Annotated in this window: 16 protein-coding genes and 1 riboswitch; of the genes, 5 read left to right on the top strand and 11 right to left on the bottom strand. The window is 70.7% G+C overall.

Translation table 11 applies throughout. The features are described 5' to 3' along the window. Positions 1–7: 7 nt before the first annotated feature. Both nadB and clpB read right to left on the bottom strand, forming a co-directional pair. Entirely contained in the window at positions 8–1,678 is a 1,671-nt protein-coding gene (nadB, locus tag JI742_RS07705) for an L-aspartate oxidase (RefSeq protein ID WP_201825260.1), read from the bottom strand. 61 nt (positions 1,679–1,739) lie between these two features. Next, entirely contained in the window at positions 1,740–4,343 is a 2,604-nt protein-coding gene (gene clpB / locus JI742_RS07700; RefSeq protein WP_201825258.1) for an ATP-dependent chaperone ClpB, read from the bottom strand. A 192-nt stretch (positions 4,344–4,535) separates the two neighbouring features. Between clpB and JI742_RS07695 the strand changes: the two genes are divergently transcribed. After that, a complete protein-coding gene (locus JI742_RS07695; protein ID WP_201825256.1) occupies positions 4,536–5,432 on the top strand; it encodes a DUF808 domain-containing protein in 897 nt (298 codons plus the stop codon). Positions 5,433–5,466: 34 nt separating this feature from the next. Here JI742_RS07695 and JI742_RS07690 read toward each other — a convergent pair whose 3' ends face one another. From JI742_RS07690 to JI742_RS07655, 8 genes are all read right to left on the bottom strand, one after another. Then, positions 5,467–5,868 (bottom strand): CrcB family protein, encoded by a 402-nt coding sequence (locus tag JI742_RS07690; RefSeq protein ID WP_201825254.1) that lies wholly within the window; start codon positions 5,866–5,868, stop codon positions 5,467–5,469. Positions 5,869–5,907: 39 nt separating this feature from the next. Beyond that, the gene (moaE, locus tag JI742_RS07685; protein WP_201825252.1) at positions 5,908–6,390 is read right to left on the bottom strand and encodes a molybdopterin synthase catalytic subunit MoaE; all 483 of its coding nucleotides are present in this window, start codon (positions 6,388–6,390) and stop codon (positions 5,908–5,910) included. Between the two features lie 2 nt (positions 6,391–6,392). After that, positions 6,393–6,647: a molybdopterin converting factor subunit 1 gene (gene moaD / locus JI742_RS07680; RefSeq protein ID WP_201825250.1), complete on the bottom strand. Its 255-nt coding sequence runs from the start codon at positions 6,645–6,647 to the stop codon at positions 6,393–6,395. A gap of 44 nt (positions 6,648–6,691) precedes the next feature. Beyond that, positions 6,692–7,981, bottom strand: a complete 1,290-nt coding sequence (locus tag JI742_RS07675) for a molybdopterin molybdotransferase MoeA (protein WP_201825248.1) — start codon at positions 7,979–7,981, stop codon at positions 6,692–6,694. A gap of 27 nt (positions 7,982–8,008) precedes the next feature. Further along, on the bottom strand, positions 8,009–8,551 hold the full coding sequence (mobB, locus tag JI742_RS07670; protein WP_201826483.1) for a molybdopterin-guanine dinucleotide biosynthesis protein B: 543 nt from the start codon (positions 8,549–8,551) through the stop codon (positions 8,009–8,011). A gap of 26 nt (positions 8,552–8,577) precedes the next feature. Continuing rightward, positions 8,578–10,002, bottom strand: a complete 1,425-nt coding sequence (gene thrC / locus JI742_RS07665) for a threonine synthase (RefSeq protein WP_201825246.1) — start codon at positions 10,000–10,002, stop codon at positions 8,578–8,580. A 35-nt stretch (positions 10,003–10,037) separates the two neighbouring features. Further along, positions 10,038–11,369 carry a homoserine dehydrogenase gene (locus JI742_RS07660; RefSeq protein ID WP_201825243.1) on the bottom strand — a complete coding sequence of 444 codons (1,332 nt, stop codon included), beginning with the start codon at positions 11,367–11,369 and terminating at the stop codon, positions 10,038–10,040. Positions 11,370–11,444: 75 nt separating this feature from the next. Then, a complete protein-coding gene (locus JI742_RS07655) occupies positions 11,445–12,674 on the bottom strand; it encodes a pyridoxal phosphate-dependent aminotransferase (protein ID WP_350309640.1) in 1,230 nt (409 codons plus the stop codon). Positions 12,675–12,834: 160 nt separating this feature from the next. Here JI742_RS07655 and JI742_RS07650 point away from each other — a divergent pair, with 160 nt between their 5' ends. The 3 genes from JI742_RS07650 (at position 12,835) to JI742_RS07640 (ending at position 15,700) form a co-directional block, all read left to right on the top strand. Next, the gene (locus tag JI742_RS07650) at positions 12,835–13,209 is read left to right on the top strand and encodes an Mth938-like domain-containing protein (protein ID WP_201825239.1); all 375 of its coding nucleotides are present in this window, start codon (positions 12,835–12,837) and stop codon (positions 13,207–13,209) included. An 82-nt stretch (positions 13,210–13,291) separates the two neighbouring features. After that, the gene (locus JI742_RS07645) at positions 13,292–13,768 is read left to right on the top strand and encodes a peroxiredoxin (protein WP_201825238.1); all 477 of its coding nucleotides are present in this window, start codon (positions 13,292–13,294) and stop codon (positions 13,766–13,768) included. 132 nt (positions 13,769–13,900) lie between these two features. Beyond that, positions 13,901–15,700, top strand: a complete 1,800-nt coding sequence (locus tag JI742_RS07640) for a PhoH family protein (protein WP_201825236.1) — start codon at positions 13,901–13,903, stop codon at positions 15,698–15,700. 89 nt (positions 15,701–15,789) lie between these two features. Here JI742_RS07640 and JI742_RS07635 read toward each other — a convergent pair whose 3' ends face one another. Then, positions 15,790–16,155: a putative quinol monooxygenase gene (locus JI742_RS07635; RefSeq protein ID WP_201825234.1), complete on the bottom strand. Its 366-nt coding sequence runs from the start codon at positions 16,153–16,155 to the stop codon at positions 15,790–15,792. Between the two features lie 151 nt (positions 16,156–16,306). Then, a riboswitch (TPP riboswitch) is annotated at positions 16,307–16,411 on the top strand. A 62-nt stretch (positions 16,412–16,473) separates the two neighbouring features. On the opposite strand from JI742_RS07635, the gene JI742_RS07630 reads away from it, so the two are divergent. After that, positions 16,474–18,657: a TonB-dependent siderophore receptor gene (locus JI742_RS07630; RefSeq protein WP_201825232.1), complete on the top strand. Its 2,184-nt coding sequence runs from the start codon at positions 16,474–16,476 to the stop codon at positions 18,655–18,657. Positions 18,658–18,686 lie beyond the last annotated feature (29 nt).

The following is an 18,686-nucleotide window of genomic DNA, read 5'->3' as shown; positions in this document are numbered from 1 at the left end:
GGCCCGCTCAATCCTCGTGCTCGCGGCGGCGCCGCTTGCGCACCAGCACGGTCGGGAAGCTGACCGGCAGGCTGCCCGGGTAATCGCGGCTGTAGTGCAGGCCGCGGCTCTCGTGGCGGCTCAGCGCGGAGCGCACGATCAGTTCGGCCGCATCGACGAGGTTGCGCAGCTCCAGCAGGTCGCGGGTGACGCGGAAGCTGCCGTAGTAGTCCTCAATCTCGCCGCGCAGCAGCTTGATGCGGTGCAGGGCACGCTCCAGCCGCTTGGTCGTGCGGACGATGCCGACGTAGTTCCACATCAGCAGCCGCAGCTCGTCCCAGTTGTGGCTGATGACGACCTGTTCGTCGGCATTCTCGACCTGGCTTTCGTCCCAGGCAGGCAGGTCCGGCGCGGGCGCGGCGGGCTGGGCCAGCAAGTGTTCGGCGCAGCTTCGGCCGAGCACCACGCATTCCAGCAGCGAGTTGCTGGCCAGGCGGTTGGCGCCGTGCAGGCCGGTGCAGCCGGTCTCGCCCACGGCATAGAGGCCGGGCAGGTCGGTGCGGCCCTGAAGGTCGCTCACCACGCCGCCGCAACTGTAGTGCGCGGCCGGCACCACCGGGATGGGCTGGCGCGCGATGTCGATGCCGAGCGCCAGGCAGCGTGCATGGATGGTCGGGAAATGGCTCTTGAGCCGGTCCTCGCCCAGGCCGGTGGCGTCGAGCCAGACATGGTCGAGGCCATGCTTCTTCATCTCGAAGTCGATCGCGCGGGCGACGATGTCGCGCGGCGCCAACTCGGCCCGGGCATCGTGCAGGGGCATGAAGCGCGCGGCCTGGCCGTCCTCGCCCGGCACGCCGGGCAGGCGCAGCACGGCGCCCTCGCCACGCAGGGCCTCGGTGATCAGGAAGCTGCGCTCCTGCGGGTGGTAGAGGCAGGTCGGGTGGAACTGCACGAACTCCATGTTCGCGACGCGGCAACCCGCCCGCCAGGCCATGGCCACGCCGTCGCCCGTGGCGGTGTCGGGGTTGCTGGTGTAGCGGTAGACCTTGCCGAGGCCGCCGGTGGCGAGGATGACTGCGCTGGCCGCGACGGTCTCGACCCGCTTGCGGTCCATGTCCAGCGCATAGACGCCATAGCAGCGCGGCGCAGCCGCATCGCCCTGGCGCGGCGTGCGCATCGCGAGATGGCGGGTGGTGATCAGGTCCACCGCCATCCAGCGCTCGCGCAGCGTGATGTTGGGATGCGCACGGGCGCGGGCCAGCAGGGCCTCGTGGATGGCGCGTCCGGTGGCATCGGCCGCATGGGCGATGCGGCGCACCGCATGGCCGCCCTCGCGCGTCAGGTGCAGGCCCAGGGGCCCTTGCGGGTCGGGCGAAAAGGGCACGCCGTGCTCGACCAGCCAGGCCACCGCATCGGCGCTGCGCTCGGCGACGAAGCGGGCGCTGTCCTTGTCGACCAGGCCGGCACCGGCGTCCAGCGTATCCTGCACATGGCTCTCGACGCTGTCGTCCTGGCCGAGCACGCCGACGATGCCGCCCTGCGCCCAGGCCGTCGCGCCCTCGCCCAGGCTGCGCTTGGCCAGCACGACCACCGGCCGCTGCCCGGCCAGTTGCAAGGCGGTGGTCAGGCCCGCCAGGCCGGCCCCCACGATCACCACCGGCTGGGCTGCGGCAGCCCCCGTCACCTGCTTGTCATTCATCGTGAAATTCTAGGCGCCGGCCCTTCCGGGCTGCTGTGCGGCCCGGGATGTCCGCGCAGGCTCAGTGCGTGCGCCGCTCGAAGCGGAATTCGCCTGGGTGCAGGATGGGATCGACCTCGACCGGGATCACGCTCTTGGGCGGGAAGCGGCCTTCCAGCAGCAGCTTGGACAGCGGGTTCTCGATGCGCTGCTGGATCGCCCGCTTCAGCGGGCGCGCGCCGAACAGCGGATCGAAACCGACCTTGGCCAGCTCGGCCAGCGCCGCCGGGCTGATGTCGAGGCTGAGGTCCAGCCGCGCCAGCCGCGCCTGCAAGGCCTTGAGCTGGATGGCGGCGATGCCCTCGATGTGCTGCGCATCGAGCGCGTGGAAGACCACGGTCTCGTCGATGCGGTTGAGGAATTCGGGCCGGAAGTGCGCCTTGACCTCGCCCCAGACCGCCTCGCGGATCAGCTCCGGATCCCGCCCCTGCATCTGCATGATCAGCGAGGAGCCGAGGTTGCTCGTCATCACGATCACCGTGTTCTTGAAGTCCACGGTGCGGCCCTGGCCGTCGGTCAGGCGGCCGTCGTCGAGCACTTGCAGCAGCACATTGAAGACATCGGGATGCGCCTTCTCGACCTCGTCGAGCAGCACCACCGCATAGGGCTTGCGGCGCACGGCCTCGGTCAGCGCGCCGCCCTCCTCGTAGCCGACGTAGCCGGGCGGCGCGCCGATCATGCGGCTCACGCTGTGCTTCTCCATGAACTCGCTCATGTCGATGCGGATCATGGCCTCCTCGGTGTCGAAGAGGAAACCGGCCAGGGCCTTGCACAGCTCGGTCTTGCCGACGCCGGTCGGCCCCAGGAAGAGGAAGCTGCCGGTCGGCCGGTTCGGGTCGCCCAGGCCGGCACGGCTGCGGCGGATGGCATCGGCCACCGCGACGATGGCCTCGTCCTGGCCGACCACGCGCTCATGCAGCTTGGCTTCCATCTGCAGCAGCTTGTCGCGCTCGCCCTGCATCAGCTTGGCCACCGGAATGCCGGTGGCCCGGGCGACGACCTCGGCGATTTCCTCCGCCCCCACCTGGGTGCGCAGCAGGCGCGGGCGGCCGGCCGCGGCCGCGCCGCTTTCCAGCGCATGGGCATCGCGCAGCCGCTTTTCCAGCTCGGGCAGGCGACCGTACTGGAGCTGGGCCACCTCATTGAGATCGCCCTTGCGGGTGAGCTCGACGATCTGGGCCTTGACCCGCTCGATGGCCTTGCGCAGATCCTCCGAGCCGTGGTCGGCGGCCTTCTCGGCCTGCCAGATCTCGTCGAGGTCGGCCATCTCGCGCGACAGCTTGAGGATCTCCTCCTCGATCAGCGCCAGGCGCTTGATCGAGGCCTCGTCCTTCTCCTTGGCCATCGCGAGCTGCTCGATCTTGAGCTGGATCAGCCGGCGGTCGAGCCGGTCCAGCAGCTCGGGCTTGGAATCCTTCTCGATCTTGAGCTTGGCGGCCGCCTCGTCGATCAGGTCGATGGCCTTGTCGGGCAGGAAGCGGTCGGTGATGTAGCGCTGGCTCAGCTCGGCCGCGGCGACGATGGCCGGGTCGGTGATCTCCACGCCGTGGTGCACCTCGTACTTCTCTTGCAGGCCGCGCAGGATGGCGATGGTCGCCTCCACGCTCGGCTCGTCGACGAGGATGCGCTGGAAGCGGCGTTCGAGCGCGGCATCCTTCTCGATGTACTTGCGGTACTCGGCCAGCGTGGTCGCGCCGATGCAGTGCAGCTCGCCGCGCGCCAGCGCGGGCTTGAGCATGTTGCCGGCATCGATCGCGCCCTCGCCCTTGCCGGCGCCGACCATGGTGTGCAGCTCGTCGATGAAGACCAGGGTCTGGCCGGCGTCCTGCGACAGTTCCTTGAGCACGTTCTTGAGCCGCTCCTCGAACTCGCCGCGGAACTTGGCGCCGGCCAGCAGCAGGGCGATGTCGAGCACCAGCAGGCGCTTGCCCTTGAGGCTGTCGGGCACCTCGCCGTTGACGATGCGCTGGGCCAGGCCCTCGACGATGGCCGTCTTGCCCACGCCCGGCTCGCCGATCAGCACCGGGTTGTTCTTGCTGCGCCGCTGCAGCACCTGGATGGCGCGGCGGATCTCGTCGTCGCGGCCGATCACCGGGTCGAGCTTGCCCTGGCGGGCGCGCTCGGTCAGGTCGATGGTGTACTTCTTCAGCGCCTCGCGCTGGCCCTCGGCCTCGGCGCTGTCGACCTTCTGGCCGCCGCGCACGGCCTCGATCGCGGCCTCCAGGGCCGGGCGCCGCAGGCCGTGGCGGCGGGCGGTCTCGGCCAGTTCGGTCTTGGCCTCGCTCAGGGCCAGCAGGGCCATCTCGCTGCTGATGAAGGCATCGCCGCGCTTGCCGGCCTCTTTCTCGGCAGCCTGCAAGAGGGCGACGAAATCGCGCGAGGGCTGCACCGGGCCGCCACCGCCCTGCACCTGCGGCAGGGCCTCGACCGCGGCATCCACCGCCGTCTTCAGCGCCGGCAGCTTGACGCCGGCCCGCTCCAGCAGCGCGCGCGGGCCGTCGGGCTGGGCCAGGAAGGCGGCCAGCAGATGAGCCGGCTCCAGGTAGGGATGCTCGCGGGTCACCGCGAGGCTGCTGGCTTCCTGCAGCGCCTGCTGGAAAGCCGTGGTCAGTTTGTCGATGCGCATGGGTCCATCCTTGTTGCGGTGACCGTGCACCGCCTGCTTTCCATGTGGGGCCCCACCCCGCCGATTCAAGGTGGGGCGCCCGGGCTGCGGGGGGCTGCGGGGGGCTGCGAACGCCTTAGCATGCGCCGCAGCACGGCCCTCGTCGGCCGGATACCGCCCCCTCCTCACGGCCCCTTCCCGGAGACACCCCCCATGGCCACCAGCCTGCTTGCCCTGCTTGACGACATCGCCTCCATCCTGGACGACGTGGCCGCGATGACCAAGGTCGCGACCAAGAAGACCGCCGGCGTGCTCGGCGACGACCTGGCGCTCAATGCCCAGCAGGTCACCGGCGTACAGGCCGACCGGGAACTGCCGGTGGTCTGGGCCGTGGCCAAGGGCTCGATGGTGAACAAGGCCATCCTGGTGCCGGCGGCCCTGGCCATCAGCGCCTTCCTGCCGGTGCTGATCACGCCGCTGCTGATGATCGGCGGCGCCTTCCTCTGCTTCGAGGGTTTCGAGAAGCTGGCCCACAAGTTCCTCCACAGCCAGGCCGAGGACGCCGCCCACCAGGCCGAGCTGCGCGCCGCCCTGGCCGACGAGACGGTGGACCTGGTCGCGCTGGAGAAGGACAAGATCAAGGGCGCGGTGCGCACCGACTTCATCCTCTCGGCCGAGATCATCGTGATCAGCCTGGGCACGGTGGCCGCGGCCAGCTTCAGCCAGCAACTGGCGGTGCTGGTCAGCATCGCCGTGCTGATGACCGTCGGCGTCTATGGCCTGGTGGCCGGCATCGTCAAGCTTGACGACGCCGGGCTCTGGCTCAGCCGCCGCGGCGGCCTGCAGGCCGCCCTGGGCCGCGGCCTGCTGCTGGGCGCGCCCTGGCTGATGAAGGCACTGTCGGTCTTCGGGACGGCGGCGATGTTCCTGGTGGGCGGCGGCATCCTGTCCCACGGCATCCCGCCCCTGCACCATGCGGTGGCGGCCTGGGCCGAAGGTGCCGGCGCGCTGGGGGTGCTGGGCGCCATGGCGGTCGACGGACTCGTCGGCCTGCTGGCGGGTGCGCTGGTGCTGGGCGCGGTCAGCCTGATCAAGCGCCTGCGCGGCTGAGGCGACGGCGCATCCGCCCTTGCCGGCCGGCGCTTCAGCCGCGCGCCAGCAGGGCGTGCACCAAGGCCCAGCCCGCCGCCGCGCAGGCCAGCGCGCCCAGCAGGTGGGCCGCCGTGTGCAGCAGGGCCAGGCCGGGGGCGCCGCGCTGCAGCAGGGCCAGGGATTCGGCCGAGAAGGCCGAGAAGGTGGTCAGCCCGCCGAGCAGGCCGGTCACCAGCAGCAGGCGCAGCAGCTCCTGCGGCTGCTGGGCGAACCAGGCGCCGAGGCCGCCGATCAGCAGGCCGCCGACCGTGTTGACGAAGAGGGTGCCGAGCGGAAAGCCGGCCCACAGCGGATTCAGCAGCAGGCCCAGGCCCCAGCGCAGCAGGCCGCCCGCGGCGGCGCCACAGGCCACGGCCGCGGCTTGCAGCCAGAGGGCGGGGCCGGCGCCGCTCATCGAAGATCGGCCGGCCCGGCGCCGCCCGCTTGATCGGCCTCAGGCATTGCGCGCCTCGATGCCCCAGCGGGCCAGGGCGGCGTCGTCGGCCACGCGGGCATCGACCCAGCGCGCGCCCTCGGGCGTGGTTTCCTTCTTCCAGAACGGCGCCTGGGTCTTGAGGTAGTCCATCAGGAATTCGCAGGCCTGGAAGGCCTCGCCGCGGTGGGCCGAGCTGACGGCGACCAGCACGATCTGATCGCCCAGCTCAAGCAGGCCGACGCGGTGGATCACCCGCACGCCGCGCAGCGCGAAGCGGCGCCGGGCCTCCTCGATCATGGCTTCGATCGCCCGCTCGGTCATGCCGGGGTAGTGCTCCAGCTCCATGGCGGACACGCTGGCGCCCTCGCTGCGGTCGCGCACGGTGCCGATGAAGGCGGCGACGGCACCGACGCCGCCATCGCCCTCGCGCAGGCGGGCCACTTCGGCGCCGAGGTCGAAGTCGGCGGTCTGGATGGTGACGGTGTCGCGCGGGCTGCTCATGCTCATCCCCCGGTCACCGGAGGGAAGAAAGCGACCTCCGCGCCCTCGCGCAGCGGCGTGGCCTCGTCGGCCATCTGCTGGTCGACGGCCATGCGCACGGCGCGGCCGCGGGCCAGGCGCTCGGCATGGGCGCCGCCGCGGGCGATCAGGGCGTCGCGCAGGGCGGCCACGGTGGCGGGCTCGGGCCGCGCCACGGTCTCGCCGGGGCCCAGGGCCTCGCGCAGGGCGGCGAAGTAGCGGACGTGGACGGTGCTCATCGGGGCAGGCTCAGGCGGAAGGGCATCAGGCCGGGCGCTGCGGCTCACAGCAGCGCGGCATAGGGCAGGTAGGGCACCGGATCGCCGGCGCGGATGACCTGGCCGGCGGCCACATCGACCAGGCCCTCGGCCCAGACCGCCGAGGTCAGCACGGCCGAGGACTGGCTGGGGAAGAGATGGGCCTGGCCGGCGGCGTCCAGCCGCGCGCGCAGGAACTCGCGGCGGCGGTCGGGGTGCGGCCAGTCGAAGGCGGCCGGCACCTGCAGCGGGCGCGGCGCGCGCACCGGCTCGCCCTCCAGCGCGCGCAGCACCGGCCGCACGGCCAGCAGGAACGTGACGAAGCTCGACACCGGATTGCCGGGCAGGCCCATGAACAGGGCCTCGGCCGCCGCGCCCTGGGCTTCGACGGGGGCGCCGGGCCGGCGCACCGCCCCGAAGGCCAGGGGCTTGCCGGGCTTCATCGCCACCTGCCACAGGTCCAGCCGGCCTTCGGCCTCGACGGCGGGCTTGAGATGGTCTTCCTCGCCGACCGACACGCCGCCGGAGGTGAGGATCAGGTCATGCGCCTCGGCCGCCGCGCGCAGGGCCTCGCGGGTGGCCTCGCGGCGGTCGGGCACGATGCCGAGGTCGGTGACCACGGCACCGGCCGCTTGCAGCAGGCCGCGCAGGGTGTGGCGGTTGGAGTTGTAGATGGCGCCGCGCGGCAGTTGATCGGGCGGCAGGCTGCCCGGCATCACCAGCTCGTCGCCGGTGGAGAACAGGGCCACCCGCGGGCGACGGCGCACCTGAACCGTCGCCCGGCCCAGCGAGGCCGCCAGGCCCAGGGCCTGGGCGCTGAGCCGGGTGCCGGTGGCGAGCACGGTGGCGCCGTGGCGCACGTCGTCGCCGCGGCGGCGGATCCAGGCCTCGACCTCGGGCATCGCGGTGATGCGCACGGCAGCGCGGCCATCCGGCAGGGTGAGCGCCTCGGCCTGCTCCTGCGGCACGACGGCATCCGCGCCGGGCGGGATCTCGGCGCCGGTGAAGAGCCGTGCCGCCGTGCCCTCGGCCAGCGGGCTGCAGGGATGGCCGGCCGCCACCCGCTGGCCGACCGGCAGCACGCGGGCCAGGCCTTCGGGACCGAGCAGGTCGGCACGGCGCAGGGCGTAGCCATCCATCGCGCTGTTGTCCATGCCGGGCACGTCGAGCGGGGCGACGAGATCCTCGGCCAGAACGCGGCCCAGGGCCTCGAAGCTATCGATCGTCTCGACATCCGCCAGGCGCGGGGTCTGCGCCAGCAGGCGGGCCAGGGCCTCGTCCAGGCTGATCAGCGGCTTGGGGGCAGGTCGGTTCATGCGGGCAGGCGCAGGGGCGATGCAGGCTCAGAAGCCGAGCCGGGGCAGCGCGCGGGGCGTGTAGTGGAAATGCGCAGCCTGCCCGATCAGGAAGGCGATGACGGCCTCGGGGTCGTTCAGGTCCAGCAGCGGCAGCTCGGTCGGCTGTGGCAGCGCGGCGCGGCTGTCGGTCGCGATCGCGCGGATGTGCGGATCGGCCGGGTACTGCACCGGCCGGCCGGTGCTGGCACGCCAGACCTCGATCTTGGGCAGGTCGGCATGCTTGAAGCCTTCGACCAGGGCCCAGTCGCAGGGCCCCAGCTCGGCCAGCAGCTCATGCGCGGTGGGCTCACGCTCGCCGTCCAGGCTGCGCACCTTGGCCAGGCGGCGGCTGGAGGAGACGACGACCTCGTAGGCCCCGGCCTCGCGGTGGCGCCAGGAGTCCTTGCCGGGCTGGTCGATGTCGAAGCCGTGGTGGGCATGCTTGACCACCGAAACGCGCAGGCCGCGCGCGCGCAGGCCGCCGACCATCTGCTCGACCAGCGTGGTCTTGCCCGAGCCGGAGTAGCCGCAGAAGCCCACGGCCTTCAGGGCGGGGCGGGTCGGCGGATCGCTGCTCATGCGGGGGCGTGGGCCGCCACGTAGTCCTTGACGACCTGGACCGAGGCCGGCACGGTCTGCACGCGCTTGGGCAGGGCCTCGATGCCCTCCAGGCCGGCGGGCCGCGGCGGCTCCTGGCCCAGGGCCTCGACCAGGGTCGAGGCGAACTTGGCCGGCAGCGCGGTCTCCAGCACGATCATGGTCTCGGGGCCGGGCTGCTCGGAAGCCACCTTGAGGCCGTCGGCCGTGTGCGGGTCGACGATCAGGCCGCTTTCCGCCGCCACGCGGCGGATGGTGGCCAGGCGGTCGGCATGGCTGCTGCGGCCCGAGCGGAAGCCGTAGCCGGCCACCCGCGCGAAGCTGGCCGCGTCCAGCGTGAAGCCGCCCTGCCCCACCTGCGTGCCGAAGAGATCGGCGGTGCGGGCCGTGTCGCGGCCGAGCAGGTCGAAGACGAAACGCTCGAAATTGCTGGCCTTGGAGATGTCCATCGAGGGGCTGGAGGTCTCGTGCGTGTCGGCACTGCCGCGCACGCGGTAGGCGCCGGTGCGGAAGAACTCGTCGAGCACATCGTTCTCGTTGGTCGCGACGATCAGGCGCTCGATCGGCAGGCCCATCATGCGCGCCACATGGCCGGCGCAGACATTGCCGAAGTTGCCGCTGGGCACGGTGAAGCTCACCCGCTCGTCATTGGTCTTCGTGGCCTGGAAGTAGCCGGCGAAGTAGTAGACGACCTGGGCCAGCAGCCGCGCCCAGTTGATCGAGTTGACGGTGCCGATCTTGTGGCGGCGCTTGAAGTCCAGGTCGGCGCTGACGGCCTTGACGATGTCCTGGCAGTCGTCGAACACGCCCTCGACCGCCAGGTTGTGGATGTTGGCGTCCTGCAGGCTGAACATCTGCGCCTGCTGGAAGGGGCTCATGCGGCCGAGCGGGCTGAGCATGAACACGGCGATGCCGCGCTTGCCACGCATGGCGTATTCGGCCGCGCTGCCGGTGTCGCCGCTGGTGGCACCCAGGATGTTGAGCGTCTCGCCGCGCCGGGCCAGTTCGTACTCGAAGAGGTTGCCCAGCAACTGCATGGCCATGTCCTTGAAGGCCAGCGTGGGGCCGTTGGACAGGGCTTCAAGCATCAAGGCACCGTGCCCCTCGCCGGCCGGGCGGACCGGCTTGAGCGGGACGATGGCCGGGTCGCCGAAGGCGGCGACGGTGTAGGTCTTGTCGACCAGGGCCTTGAGATCGGCCGGCGGGATGTCGTCGATGTAGCGCGACAGGATCTCGAAGGCCAGCTCGGCATAGCCCAGGCCGCGCCAGCGCGTGAGCGTGGCGCCATCGACCTTGGGGTAGTGGGTCGGCAGGTAGAGGCCGCCATCGGGGGCCAGGCCTTCGAGCAGGATCTCGCAGAAGCGCCGCTCGGTGCGGTCGCCGCGGGTGCTGATGTACTTCATCGTTGCATTCAGTTCGGGAAGGCCCCGGGCCTGGCTCAGGCGAGCTCTTCCTTGCGCAGGCTGACGATGGGCGCCAGCACGCTGGGCAGGGCCTGCATCTCGGCCAGCGCAGCGCGCATCGCGCCTTCGCGGGTGATGTGGCTCAGCATGATCAGGTCGGTGGCGGCGGGCTGGCCGGCGGCCACGGCCTCGCCCGGGCGCTGCAGCACGGCATCGATGGAAATGCCACGGCCGGCCAGGATGCCGGTGAGGCGGGCCAGCACGCCGGCCTCGTCGGCCACGCGCAGGCGCAGGTAGAAAGACGTCAGCACCTGCTCGATCGGCAGGATGGGCAGGGCATCGGCCTGGGCCAGGGCCTCAGGCTGGAAGCCCAGGGCCGGCACGCGGGCGCCCTCGCCAGCCTCGGCGAGACGGGCGATGTCGACCAGGTCGGCAATCACGGCCGAGGCGGTCGGCTCGCTGCCCGCGCCCTTGCCGTAATAGAGGGTGGTGCCCACGGCATCGCCCTGCACCATCACCGCATTCATCGCGCCTTCGACGTTGGCGATCAGGCGCTTGGCCGGCACCAGGGTCGGGTGCACGCGCAGCTCGATGCCCTCGGCCTGGCGGCGCGCGATGCCCAGCAGCTTGATGCGGTAGCCGAGCTGCTCGGCATAGCGGATGTCGGCCGCGGCCAGGCGGGTGATGCCTTCCACATGGGCCTTGTCGAACTGCACCGGGATGCCGAAGGCGATGGCGCTCATCAGCGTGGCCTTGTGGGCGGCATCGATGCCTTCGATGTCGAAGGTCGGATCGGCCTCGGCATAGCCCAGGGCCTGGGCCTGCTTGAGCACCACGTCGAAGTCCAAGCCCTTGTCGCGCATCTCGGACAGGATGAAGTTCGTCGTGCCGTTGATGATGCCGGCCACCCACTGGATCTGGTTGGCGGTCAGGCCCTCGCGCAGGGCCTTGATGATGGGGATGCCGCCGGCAACCGCAGCCTCGAAGGCGACGATCACGCCCTGGGCCCGCGCGGCCGCGAAGATCTCGCTGCCATGCACGGCCAGCAGGGCCTTGTTGGCCGTGACCACATGCTTGCCGGCGGCGATGGCCTCCAGCACCAGGGTGCGGGCGATGCCATAGCCGCCGATCAGCTCGACGACGACGTCGATGGCCGGATCGGCGATCACGGCGCGGGCATCGGCAACGACCTCGGCCGCATCGCCGACGACGGCCTTGGCGCGGGCGGTGTCGAGGTCGGCCACGGTCTTGATCACGATGCCGCGGCCGGCGCGACGGATGATCTCCGCCTGGTTGCGCTGCAGGACCGCGAAGGTGCCGCTGCCGACGGTGCCGATGCCGAGCAGGCCGAGCTGGAGAGCTTTCATGGGATCAGGACGCGAGAGGATCAAGGGGCACGCGGCCGGCTCGTGGCCGGCTGCGTCGGACGGAGTGGGCAGGCCTCAGACGCTGTGGCGCTTGCGGTAGCCGGCGAGGAAGCGCTCGATGCGATCCAGTGCCTGGCCGAGGTCGTCGGTGTTGGGCAGGAAGACGAGGCGGAAGTGGTCGGGCTGCGTCCAGTTGAAGCCGGTGCCCTGCACGATCAGCACCTTCTCCTCGGCCAGCAGCTCGTAGGCGAACTGCTGGTCGTCCTGGATCGGGTAGACCTTGGGATCGAGGCGCGGGAACATGTAGAGCGCCGCCTTGGGCTTGACCACGCTGACGCCCGGGATGGCCGACATGCGCTCGTAGGCCAGGTCGCGCTGGCGGGTCAGGCGGCCCTGGGGCGCGACGAGGTCCTTGATGCTCTGATAGCCCCCGAGCGCCGTCTGCACCGCGAGCTGGCCGGGCGTGTTGGCGCACAGCCGCATCGAGGCCAGCATGTTCAGGCCCTCGATGTAGTCCCGGCCCTGGCGCTTGTTGCCCGAGACGACCATCCAGCCGGCGCGGTAGCCGCAGGCGCGGTAGTTCTTGCTCAGGCCGTTGAAGGTGACGAAGAAGACATCGTCGGCCAGCGAGGCGATGCTGGTGTGGACATTGCCGTCGTAGAGCGTCTTGTCGTAGATCTCGTCGGCGAAGACGATCAGCTTGTGCTGGCGCGCGATCTCGACCAGCTCCCGCAGCAGCGGCTCGGGGTAGAGCGCGCCGGTCGGGTTGTTCGGATTGATGATGACGATCGCACGGGTGGCCGGCGTGATCTTGCGGCGGATGTCGTCGAGGTCGGGGTACCACTCGGCGCCCTCGTCGCACAGGTAGTGCACCGGCGTGCCGCCGGACAGTGAGACCGAGGCCGTCCACAAGGGGTAGTCGGGCGCGGGCACCAGCACCTCGTCGCCGGCGTCGAGCAGCGCATTCATGCTCATCGCGATCAGCTCGGATGCGCCGTTGCCGAGGTAGACGTCGTCCACCGTCACGCCGGTGATGCCCTTCTCCTGCGTGTAGTGCACGACGGCGCGGCGCGGCGCGAACAGGCCCTTGCTGTCGGTGTAGCCGGCGGCCGAAGGCAGGTTGCGGATCATGTCCTGCACGATCTCGTCGGGCGCATCGAAGCCGAAGACCGCCAGGTTGCCGATGTTCAGCTTGATGATCTTGTGGCCGTCCTCTTCCATCTGACGGGCCTTGTCGAGCACCGGACCGCGGATGTCATAACAGACATTCGCCAGCTTGCTCGACTTGTGGATGGGTTTGCTCACGGGGGCTCCGCAGTGGGTCAGCGTCGGCCCGGCGCATGCCCCCTGGCGGGGCCGCTTGCGCAAGGCGAAAGCTAGAATTTTAATCGAGGGGTGGATCCTGGCTCCCACACGGTGGATGGCCCCGTGCAGGCCCGCGCCCCCGCGCCGGAAGCCACGCCCCATGAAGTTCCAAGCCGACCCGCCCAGCCGTCCCAACGTGGTCTCCGCGGTGCATGCCGATCGCATCGGCGTGGGAAGCGTGATCTGGCGCGAAAGCCTGCTGCTGCCCTGGCAGGGCGAGGCGCGGGCCTGGGCCCAGGCGGGTTTTGACGGCCTGCGCGTCGAGGACTTCGAGGCCATCGCCGCACTCCAGCCCGAGCTGGTGCTGCTGGGCACCGGCAGCCGCCAGCGCTTCCCGAAGCCGGCCCTGCTGCGGCCGCTCATCGAGCGCCGCATCGGCATCGAGACCATGAACACCGCCGCCGCCTGCCGCACCTACAACGTGCTGCTGTCGGAGGATCGCGCGGTCGTCGCGGCCCTGCTGCTCGACGCCTGATCGGTGTCGGCCGGGTGGCGCCCGGGGGCGGCTTCGGCGCGCCTTCTATAATCGGCGGCTGTTCAAGCCCTGCCCACCTGCCATGACGCCTGCCCTGAACAAACCCCTTCCGGATTTCGATGCGCAGGCCACTGGCGGCGTGACCTTCACGCCGCAGGCATTCCGGGGTCGCTCCATCGTCCTGTATTTCTACCCGAAGGACAACACCCCGGGCTGCACCACGGAAGCCATGCAGTTCCGTGACCGCCATGCCGACTTCCTGGCCTCGGGCGCCGTCGTCTTCGGCGTCTCGCGCGACAACCTGGTCTCGCACGACAAGTTCAAGCAGAGCCTGGAACTGCCCTTCGAGCTGATCGCCGACACCGAGGAAAAGCTCTGCCACATGTTCGGCGTGGTCAAGAACAAGATCATGTACGGCAAGAAGGTCAAGGGCATCGAGCGCTCGACCTTCCTGATCGACCCGCAAGGCGTGCTGATCGCCGAGTGGCGCGGCATCAAGGTGGCCGGTCATGTGGACGAAGTCTTGCAGTCGGTCCAGGGCCTGCGCGAAGCCGCCTGAGCCCGGGCGCCGGGTGAGGCCCGGCATGCATAATCGGTCGCATGCCTGAGGGACGAAGCCCCGCATCCCCACAAAGCCGCACAGCTTGCTGTGCGGCTTTTTCTTTTTTCGGCTCCGCGTTCAGCCCCGACCATGCCCCTGCCCAAGCCCCCGACCCAGAAAGCTTCCCTGCTCGGCCCGCGTGACTTCGAGGCCCAGGCCGCGCCGCGCGCGCTCAAGCGCGGCACGGCAACGGACGACGAAGCCAGCGCCCCACCCGCCCTGCTGGATCCGGCGCCTCTGGCGGCCGATGCCGATCTGGGCAATCGCAGCCGGCGCAGCCCCACCCGCAGCAGCCGCAGCGCGGACACCGTGCCCGAGCCGCCGGAACGGCCGGCTGCCGCAAGCCGGCAGCCGGCCGAGGCAGCGCCGGTCAGCGCCCGCAGCCCGGCCCTAGACACGCCCCAGCGCGCGCCCGCACCCGCGCCCTCGCCTGCACGCGAGGCCCGTGCCGCAGCCGAGCCGGCCCGCGCCCGCCCGCGGCGCCTGGCCGGCGGGCCGGCCAAGCTCTTCGTGCTCGACACCAATGTGCTGATGCATGACCCGACCAGCCTGTTCCGCTTCGAGGAGCACGACATCCTCCTGCCGATGATCACGCTGGAGGAACTCGACGGGCACAAGAAGGGCATGAGCGAGGTCTCGCGCAATGTCCGCCAGGTCAGCCGCGAGCTGGATGCCCTGGTCGCGGCCATGGGCCATGGCGCCTTCGACTCCGCCGCAGGCATCCCGCTGGCCAAGACGGGTCATCGCGAGGCCGGCGGCAAGCTCTTCTTCCAGACCAAGCTGCTCGAGATCAAGCTGCCCCAGGGCCTGCCGCAGGGCAAGGCGGACAACCAGATCCTGGGCGTGGTGCAGCACCTGGTCGAGGCCCACCCGGCGCGCGAGGTGGTGCTGGTCTCCAAGGACATCAACATGCGGGTCAAGGCCCGCGCGCTGGGCCTGGCCGCCGAGGACTACGCCAACGACAAGACGCTGGAAGACGGTGACCTGCTCTACACCGGCGTGCTCGCCCTGCCGACGGACTTCTGGGACCGCCACGGCAAGACGATGGAGAGCTGGCAGCAAGGCGGCGCCACCTACTACCGCATCGCCGGGCCCATGGTGCCGGTGCTGCTGGTCAACCAGTTCGTCTACCTGGAGACGCCGGGGGCCGCGCCGCTGTATGCCAAGGTCACCGAGATCACCGGCAAGACGGCCGTGCTGCGCACGTTGAAGGACTACACGCACGGCAAGAACTCGGTCTGGGGCGTGACCGCGCGCAACCGCGAGCAGAACTTCGCCCTGAACCTGCTGATGGATCCGGACTGCGACTTCATCACCCTGGCCGGCACGGCGGGCACCGGCAAGACGCTGATGACGCTGGCCGCCGGCCTGTCGCAGGTGCTCGACGAGCGGCGCTACAGCGAGATCATCGTCACCCGCGTGACTGTGCCGCTGGGCGAGGACATCGGCTTCCTGCCCGGCACCGAGGAAGAGAAGATGGGCCCCTGGATGGGCGCGCTGGACGACAACCTGGAGTTCCTGGCCCGCAACGACAGCGGGGCCGGCGAATGGGGCCGCGCCGCCACCAACGACCTGGTGCGCAGCAAGATCAAGGTCAAGAGCCTGAACTTCATGCGCGGTCGCACCTTCATGAACAAGTTCCTGCTGATCGACGAGGCGCAGAACCTCACGCCCAAGCAGATGAAGGCCCTGATCACCCGGGCGGGACCCGGCACCAAGATCGTCTGCCTCGGCAATCTGGCGCAGATTGACACGCCCTACCTGACCGAGGGCAGCTCGGGCCTGACTTATGTCGTCGACCGCTTCAAGGGCTGGCCGCACAGCGGCCATGTGACGCTGGCGCGCGGCGAGCGCTCGCGGCTGGCGGACTACGCTTCGGACGTGCTCTGAAGCCCGCGGCCCCCGGCCGCCTCTGACACGACAAGGGCCCCCGCGGGGGCCCTTGTGCTGTGCGGCACGCTCTGCGCCGAGCGCTGCATTCAGCGCCGGAAGCCGCCCGGTTGCAGCACGTAGAAGGCCGGGTTCAAGCCGGCCAGCGGCTCGCGCAGCTTGTCCAGCTCGGCCTCGGGGCCGTGCACTTCCAGGCGGGTGATGTCGGCAAGCTGCAAAGCCTCGCCGAGCACCGCGCCGACGTTGTCGAGATGGGCCAGCACACCGGCGGCATCGGCATAGCCCTCGCGGCAGTGGATGTTGTCGCCGTCGACGCTGAAGGCGTAGTGCAGGCAGCGCGGCTCGTTGCGGGTCAGGTCGGTGAAACGCGGCATCAGCGCCTGGAAGGCGGCGAGCTGGCCGGGCTTGGCCTTGAAGTAGGGCACGAGGGTGCAGCAGGTGTCGGGCTGGCTCATCGGGATCTCCGGTTCAGGGACGGAAGGCACGCAACCGGCGGCGCCGGAGGCGAAGGACCCGAGCTTGCCGAGGCTGCGCCCCCGGCCCCATCCGGGCGAACCCTGCGCGCGGGCCGCATAATTCGGTCACGCGACGAGGCCGCAAGGCGCGTCGTGCCGCTGGGGGTGTTGGTCACGCATGGCGTGGGCCGACTGAGAAAGTCCCTTTGAACCTGATTGAGGTAATCCTCGCGCAGGGAAGCGTCCAGTCCTCGGGGTCGGCCTACGGGCGCGACCGCGTTGCTGCAGCGCCCACCTGCCATCGCAACGCAAGCACCGATGGCTCATCACCTGATACACCCTTCCACCGCCGCCCCGGCGCGGGCGCCGCACTGGCGCCTGATCCTTGCCGGACTGTGGCCGCTGTGCGCGGCCCTGCCCGTCTGGTCGGCCGATCAAGCGGCCTCGCTCGACACCGTCCGGGTCCAAGGCCGGGCCGATGCCGCCCAGGTCGAGATCGGCGGCTTCGCCGGCACGCTGGCCCGCGAGCTGCCCATGCAGACGACCGTCCTCGGTGAAGGCCAGCGCCTGGACATCGGCGGCGTCAGCCTGGCCGACTTCGCGCGGCTCGATGCCAGCGTCGGCGGCGCCTACAACGCCACCGGCTACTGGAGCAACCTCACCGTGCGCGGCTTCAGCCTGGACCTGCGCAGCAACCTGCGCCGCGACGGCTTGCCCATCAGCGGCGAGACCGCGCTGCCGCTGGACAACAAGGCCCGGCTTGAACTGCTCAAGGGCGCCAGCGGCATCCAGGCCGGCGTCAGCGCGCCGGGCGGCTTGGTCAATTTCATCGTCAAGCGGCCAGACACCGAGCTGCGCAGCGCCCTGGTCGAGATCAAGGGCGACGGCAACCTGCTGGCCGCCGTCGACCTTTCGAGCCGCTTCGGCGAAGACCGGGCCTTCGGCCTGCGCCTGAACGTGGCGGCGGAACGCCTGCGCCCGCGGCTGGACGATGCCGAAGGCCAGCGCCGCCTGCTGGCCCTGGCCGGCGACTGGCGCATCGCACCCGGCAGCCTGCTGGAAGCCGAATTCGAGCTGAGCCAGCAGCGCCAGCCCAGCCAGCCCGGCTTCAGCCTGCTGGGCGACCGGGTGCCCGATGCGCGCGACATCGACCCGACGATCAACCTGAACAACCAGGCCTGGGTGCGCCCCATCGACTTCGAGGGCCTCACGGGCAGCCTGCGCTGGACCCAGGCCCTGGCCGGCGGCTGGCGCTTCGTCGCCCACGGCGGCAGCCAGCGCCTGAAGACCGACGACTACACCGCCTTCCCTTACGGCTGCGGCGCCGAAGGCAATTTCGACCGCTATTGCAGCGACGGCAGCTTCGACTACTACGACTTCCGCAGCGAGAACGAGCGTCGCCGCCAGCACGCCCTGGACCTGGGCCTGCACGGCAGCCTGCAAACCGGCCCCATCAGCCACCGCCTGTCCGCCGGCTTGCTGTTCAACCGCAGCCGGGCCGACTTCGAAGGCCAGGCCTTCAACTACGTCGGCATCGGCACGATTAATGGCCAGACCGAGGTCCCAGCCGACCCCACCCTGACCGACGACAACACCAATCGACGCGAACGGAGCCGCGAGTTCTACCTGCGCGACCAGATCCAGCTCGCACCCGGCTTCCAGCTCTGGCTGGGCCTGCGCCACACCCGGCTGGAACGCGAAAGCATCAGCACCTCCGGCACCCGCGCCACAGCCTACGAAGACGACTTCACCACGCCCTGGATCGCTGCGAGCTGGACCCCGGCCCCCGGCCACAGCCTCTATGCAAGCTGGGGTCGCGGCGTCGAATCCGACGTCACCCCCAACCGCCCGCGCTACCAGCGCCGCGGCGAAGCCGTCGGCCCGCTGGAAAGCCGCCAGACCGAGATCGGCTGGCGTGGCGGCCGCGATGCGCTGCAGGGCGGCCTGGCCCTCTTCCGCATCGACCGGCCCGTCTTCGCCGACCTCGGCCCCTGCGAGGACAGCAGCCCCGGAAGTTGCAGCCGCCAGGCCGACGGCGAAGCCGTGCACCAAGGCGTGGAAGCCAGCCTCGACACCCGGCTCGGCCCCTGGACCCTGGGCCTGGCTGCCACCTGGATCCACGCCCGCCGCGAAGGCAGCGCCCAGGCCGGCCTGAACGGCAGCCGCCCCGTCAACGTGCCCGCCCGCAGCCTGCGCGCCGACCTGCAGTACCGCTTCAGCAGCCTGCCCGGCCTGCGCGCCTACGGCCTGCTCAGCGCGGACAGCGATCGCGTGCTCATCCCCGGCGACGACAAGCTGCGCATCCCCGGCTGGGCGCGCCTCGACCTCGGCGCCAGCTACGAGCAACGGCTGCCCGGCGGCCAGCGCCTGATCTGGCGTGCCGGCATCGACAACCTCGCCAACCGCCGCGCCTGGCAGGAAGGCCCCTACCAGTTCGGCCACGTCTACCTCTACCCCCTGCCCGCCCGTAGCGTGCGTGCATCACTGCAGCTGGACTTGTGAACCGCTCCGAGAGCCTGCTATAGTGTGAG

The sequence above is a fragment of the Piscinibacter lacus genome (assembly GCF_016735685.1).
Taxonomy (GTDB): Bacteria; Pseudomonadota; Gammaproteobacteria; order Burkholderiales; family Burkholderiaceae_C; genus Aquariibacter; species Aquariibacter lacus.
The sequence above is the reverse complement of the archived record's forward strand: the minus strand, read 5'-3'. Positions and strand labels throughout refer to the sequence as shown.

What these genes read in the sequence shown, in the direction of transcription:
- JI742_RS07630 (WP_201825232.1), top strand. Translation starts at nt 16,474, where the DNA reads ATGGCTCATCACCTGATACACCCTTCCACCGCCGCCCCGGCGCGGGCG.
- JI742_RS07650 (WP_201825239.1), top strand. Translation starts at nt 12,835, where the DNA reads ATGAAGTTCCAAGCCGACCCGCCCAGCCGTCCCAACGTGGTCTCCGCG.
- moaD (WP_201825250.1), bottom strand. Translation starts at nt 6,647, where the DNA reads ATGAGCACCGTCCACGTCCGCTACTTCGCCGCCCTGCGCGAGGCCCTG.
- thrC (WP_201825246.1), bottom strand. Translation starts at nt 10,002, where the DNA reads ATGAAGTACATCAGCACCCGCGGCGACCGCACCGAGCGGCGCTTCTGC.
- JI742_RS07660 (WP_201825243.1), bottom strand. Translation starts at nt 11,369, where the DNA reads ATGAAAGCTCTCCAGCTCGGCCTGCTCGGCATCGGCACCGTCGGCAGC.
- moaE (WP_201825252.1), bottom strand. Translation starts at nt 6,390, where the DNA reads ATGAGCAGCCCGCGCGACACCGTCACCATCCAGACCGCCGACTTCGAC.
- JI742_RS07695 (WP_201825256.1), top strand. Translation starts at nt 4,536, where the DNA reads ATGGCCACCAGCCTGCTTGCCCTGCTTGACGACATCGCCTCCATCCTG.
- clpB (WP_201825258.1), bottom strand. Translation starts at nt 4,343, where the DNA reads ATGCGCATCGACAAACTGACCACGGCTTTCCAGCAGGCGCTGCAGGAA.
- JI742_RS07645 (WP_201825238.1), top strand. Translation starts at nt 13,292, where the DNA reads ATGACGCCTGCCCTGAACAAACCCCTTCCGGATTTCGATGCGCAGGCC.
- JI742_RS07635 (WP_201825234.1), bottom strand. Translation starts at nt 16,155, where the DNA reads ATGAGCCAGCCCGACACCTGCTGCACCCTCGTGCCCTACTTCAAGGCC.
- JI742_RS07640 (WP_201825236.1), top strand. Translation starts at nt 13,901, where the DNA reads ATGCCCCTGCCCAAGCCCCCGACCCAGAAAGCTTCCCTGCTCGGCCCG.
- nadB (WP_201825260.1), bottom strand. Translation starts at nt 1,678, where the DNA reads ATGAATGACAAGCAGGTGACGGGGGCTGCCGCAGCCCAGCCGGTGGTG.
- JI742_RS07690 (WP_201825254.1), bottom strand. Translation starts at nt 5,868, where the DNA reads ATGAGCGGCGCCGGCCCCGCCCTCTGGCTGCAAGCCGCGGCCGTGGCC.
- JI742_RS07675 (WP_201825248.1), bottom strand. Translation starts at nt 7,981, where the DNA reads ATGAACCGACCTGCCCCCAAGCCGCTGATCAGCCTGGACGAGGCCCTG.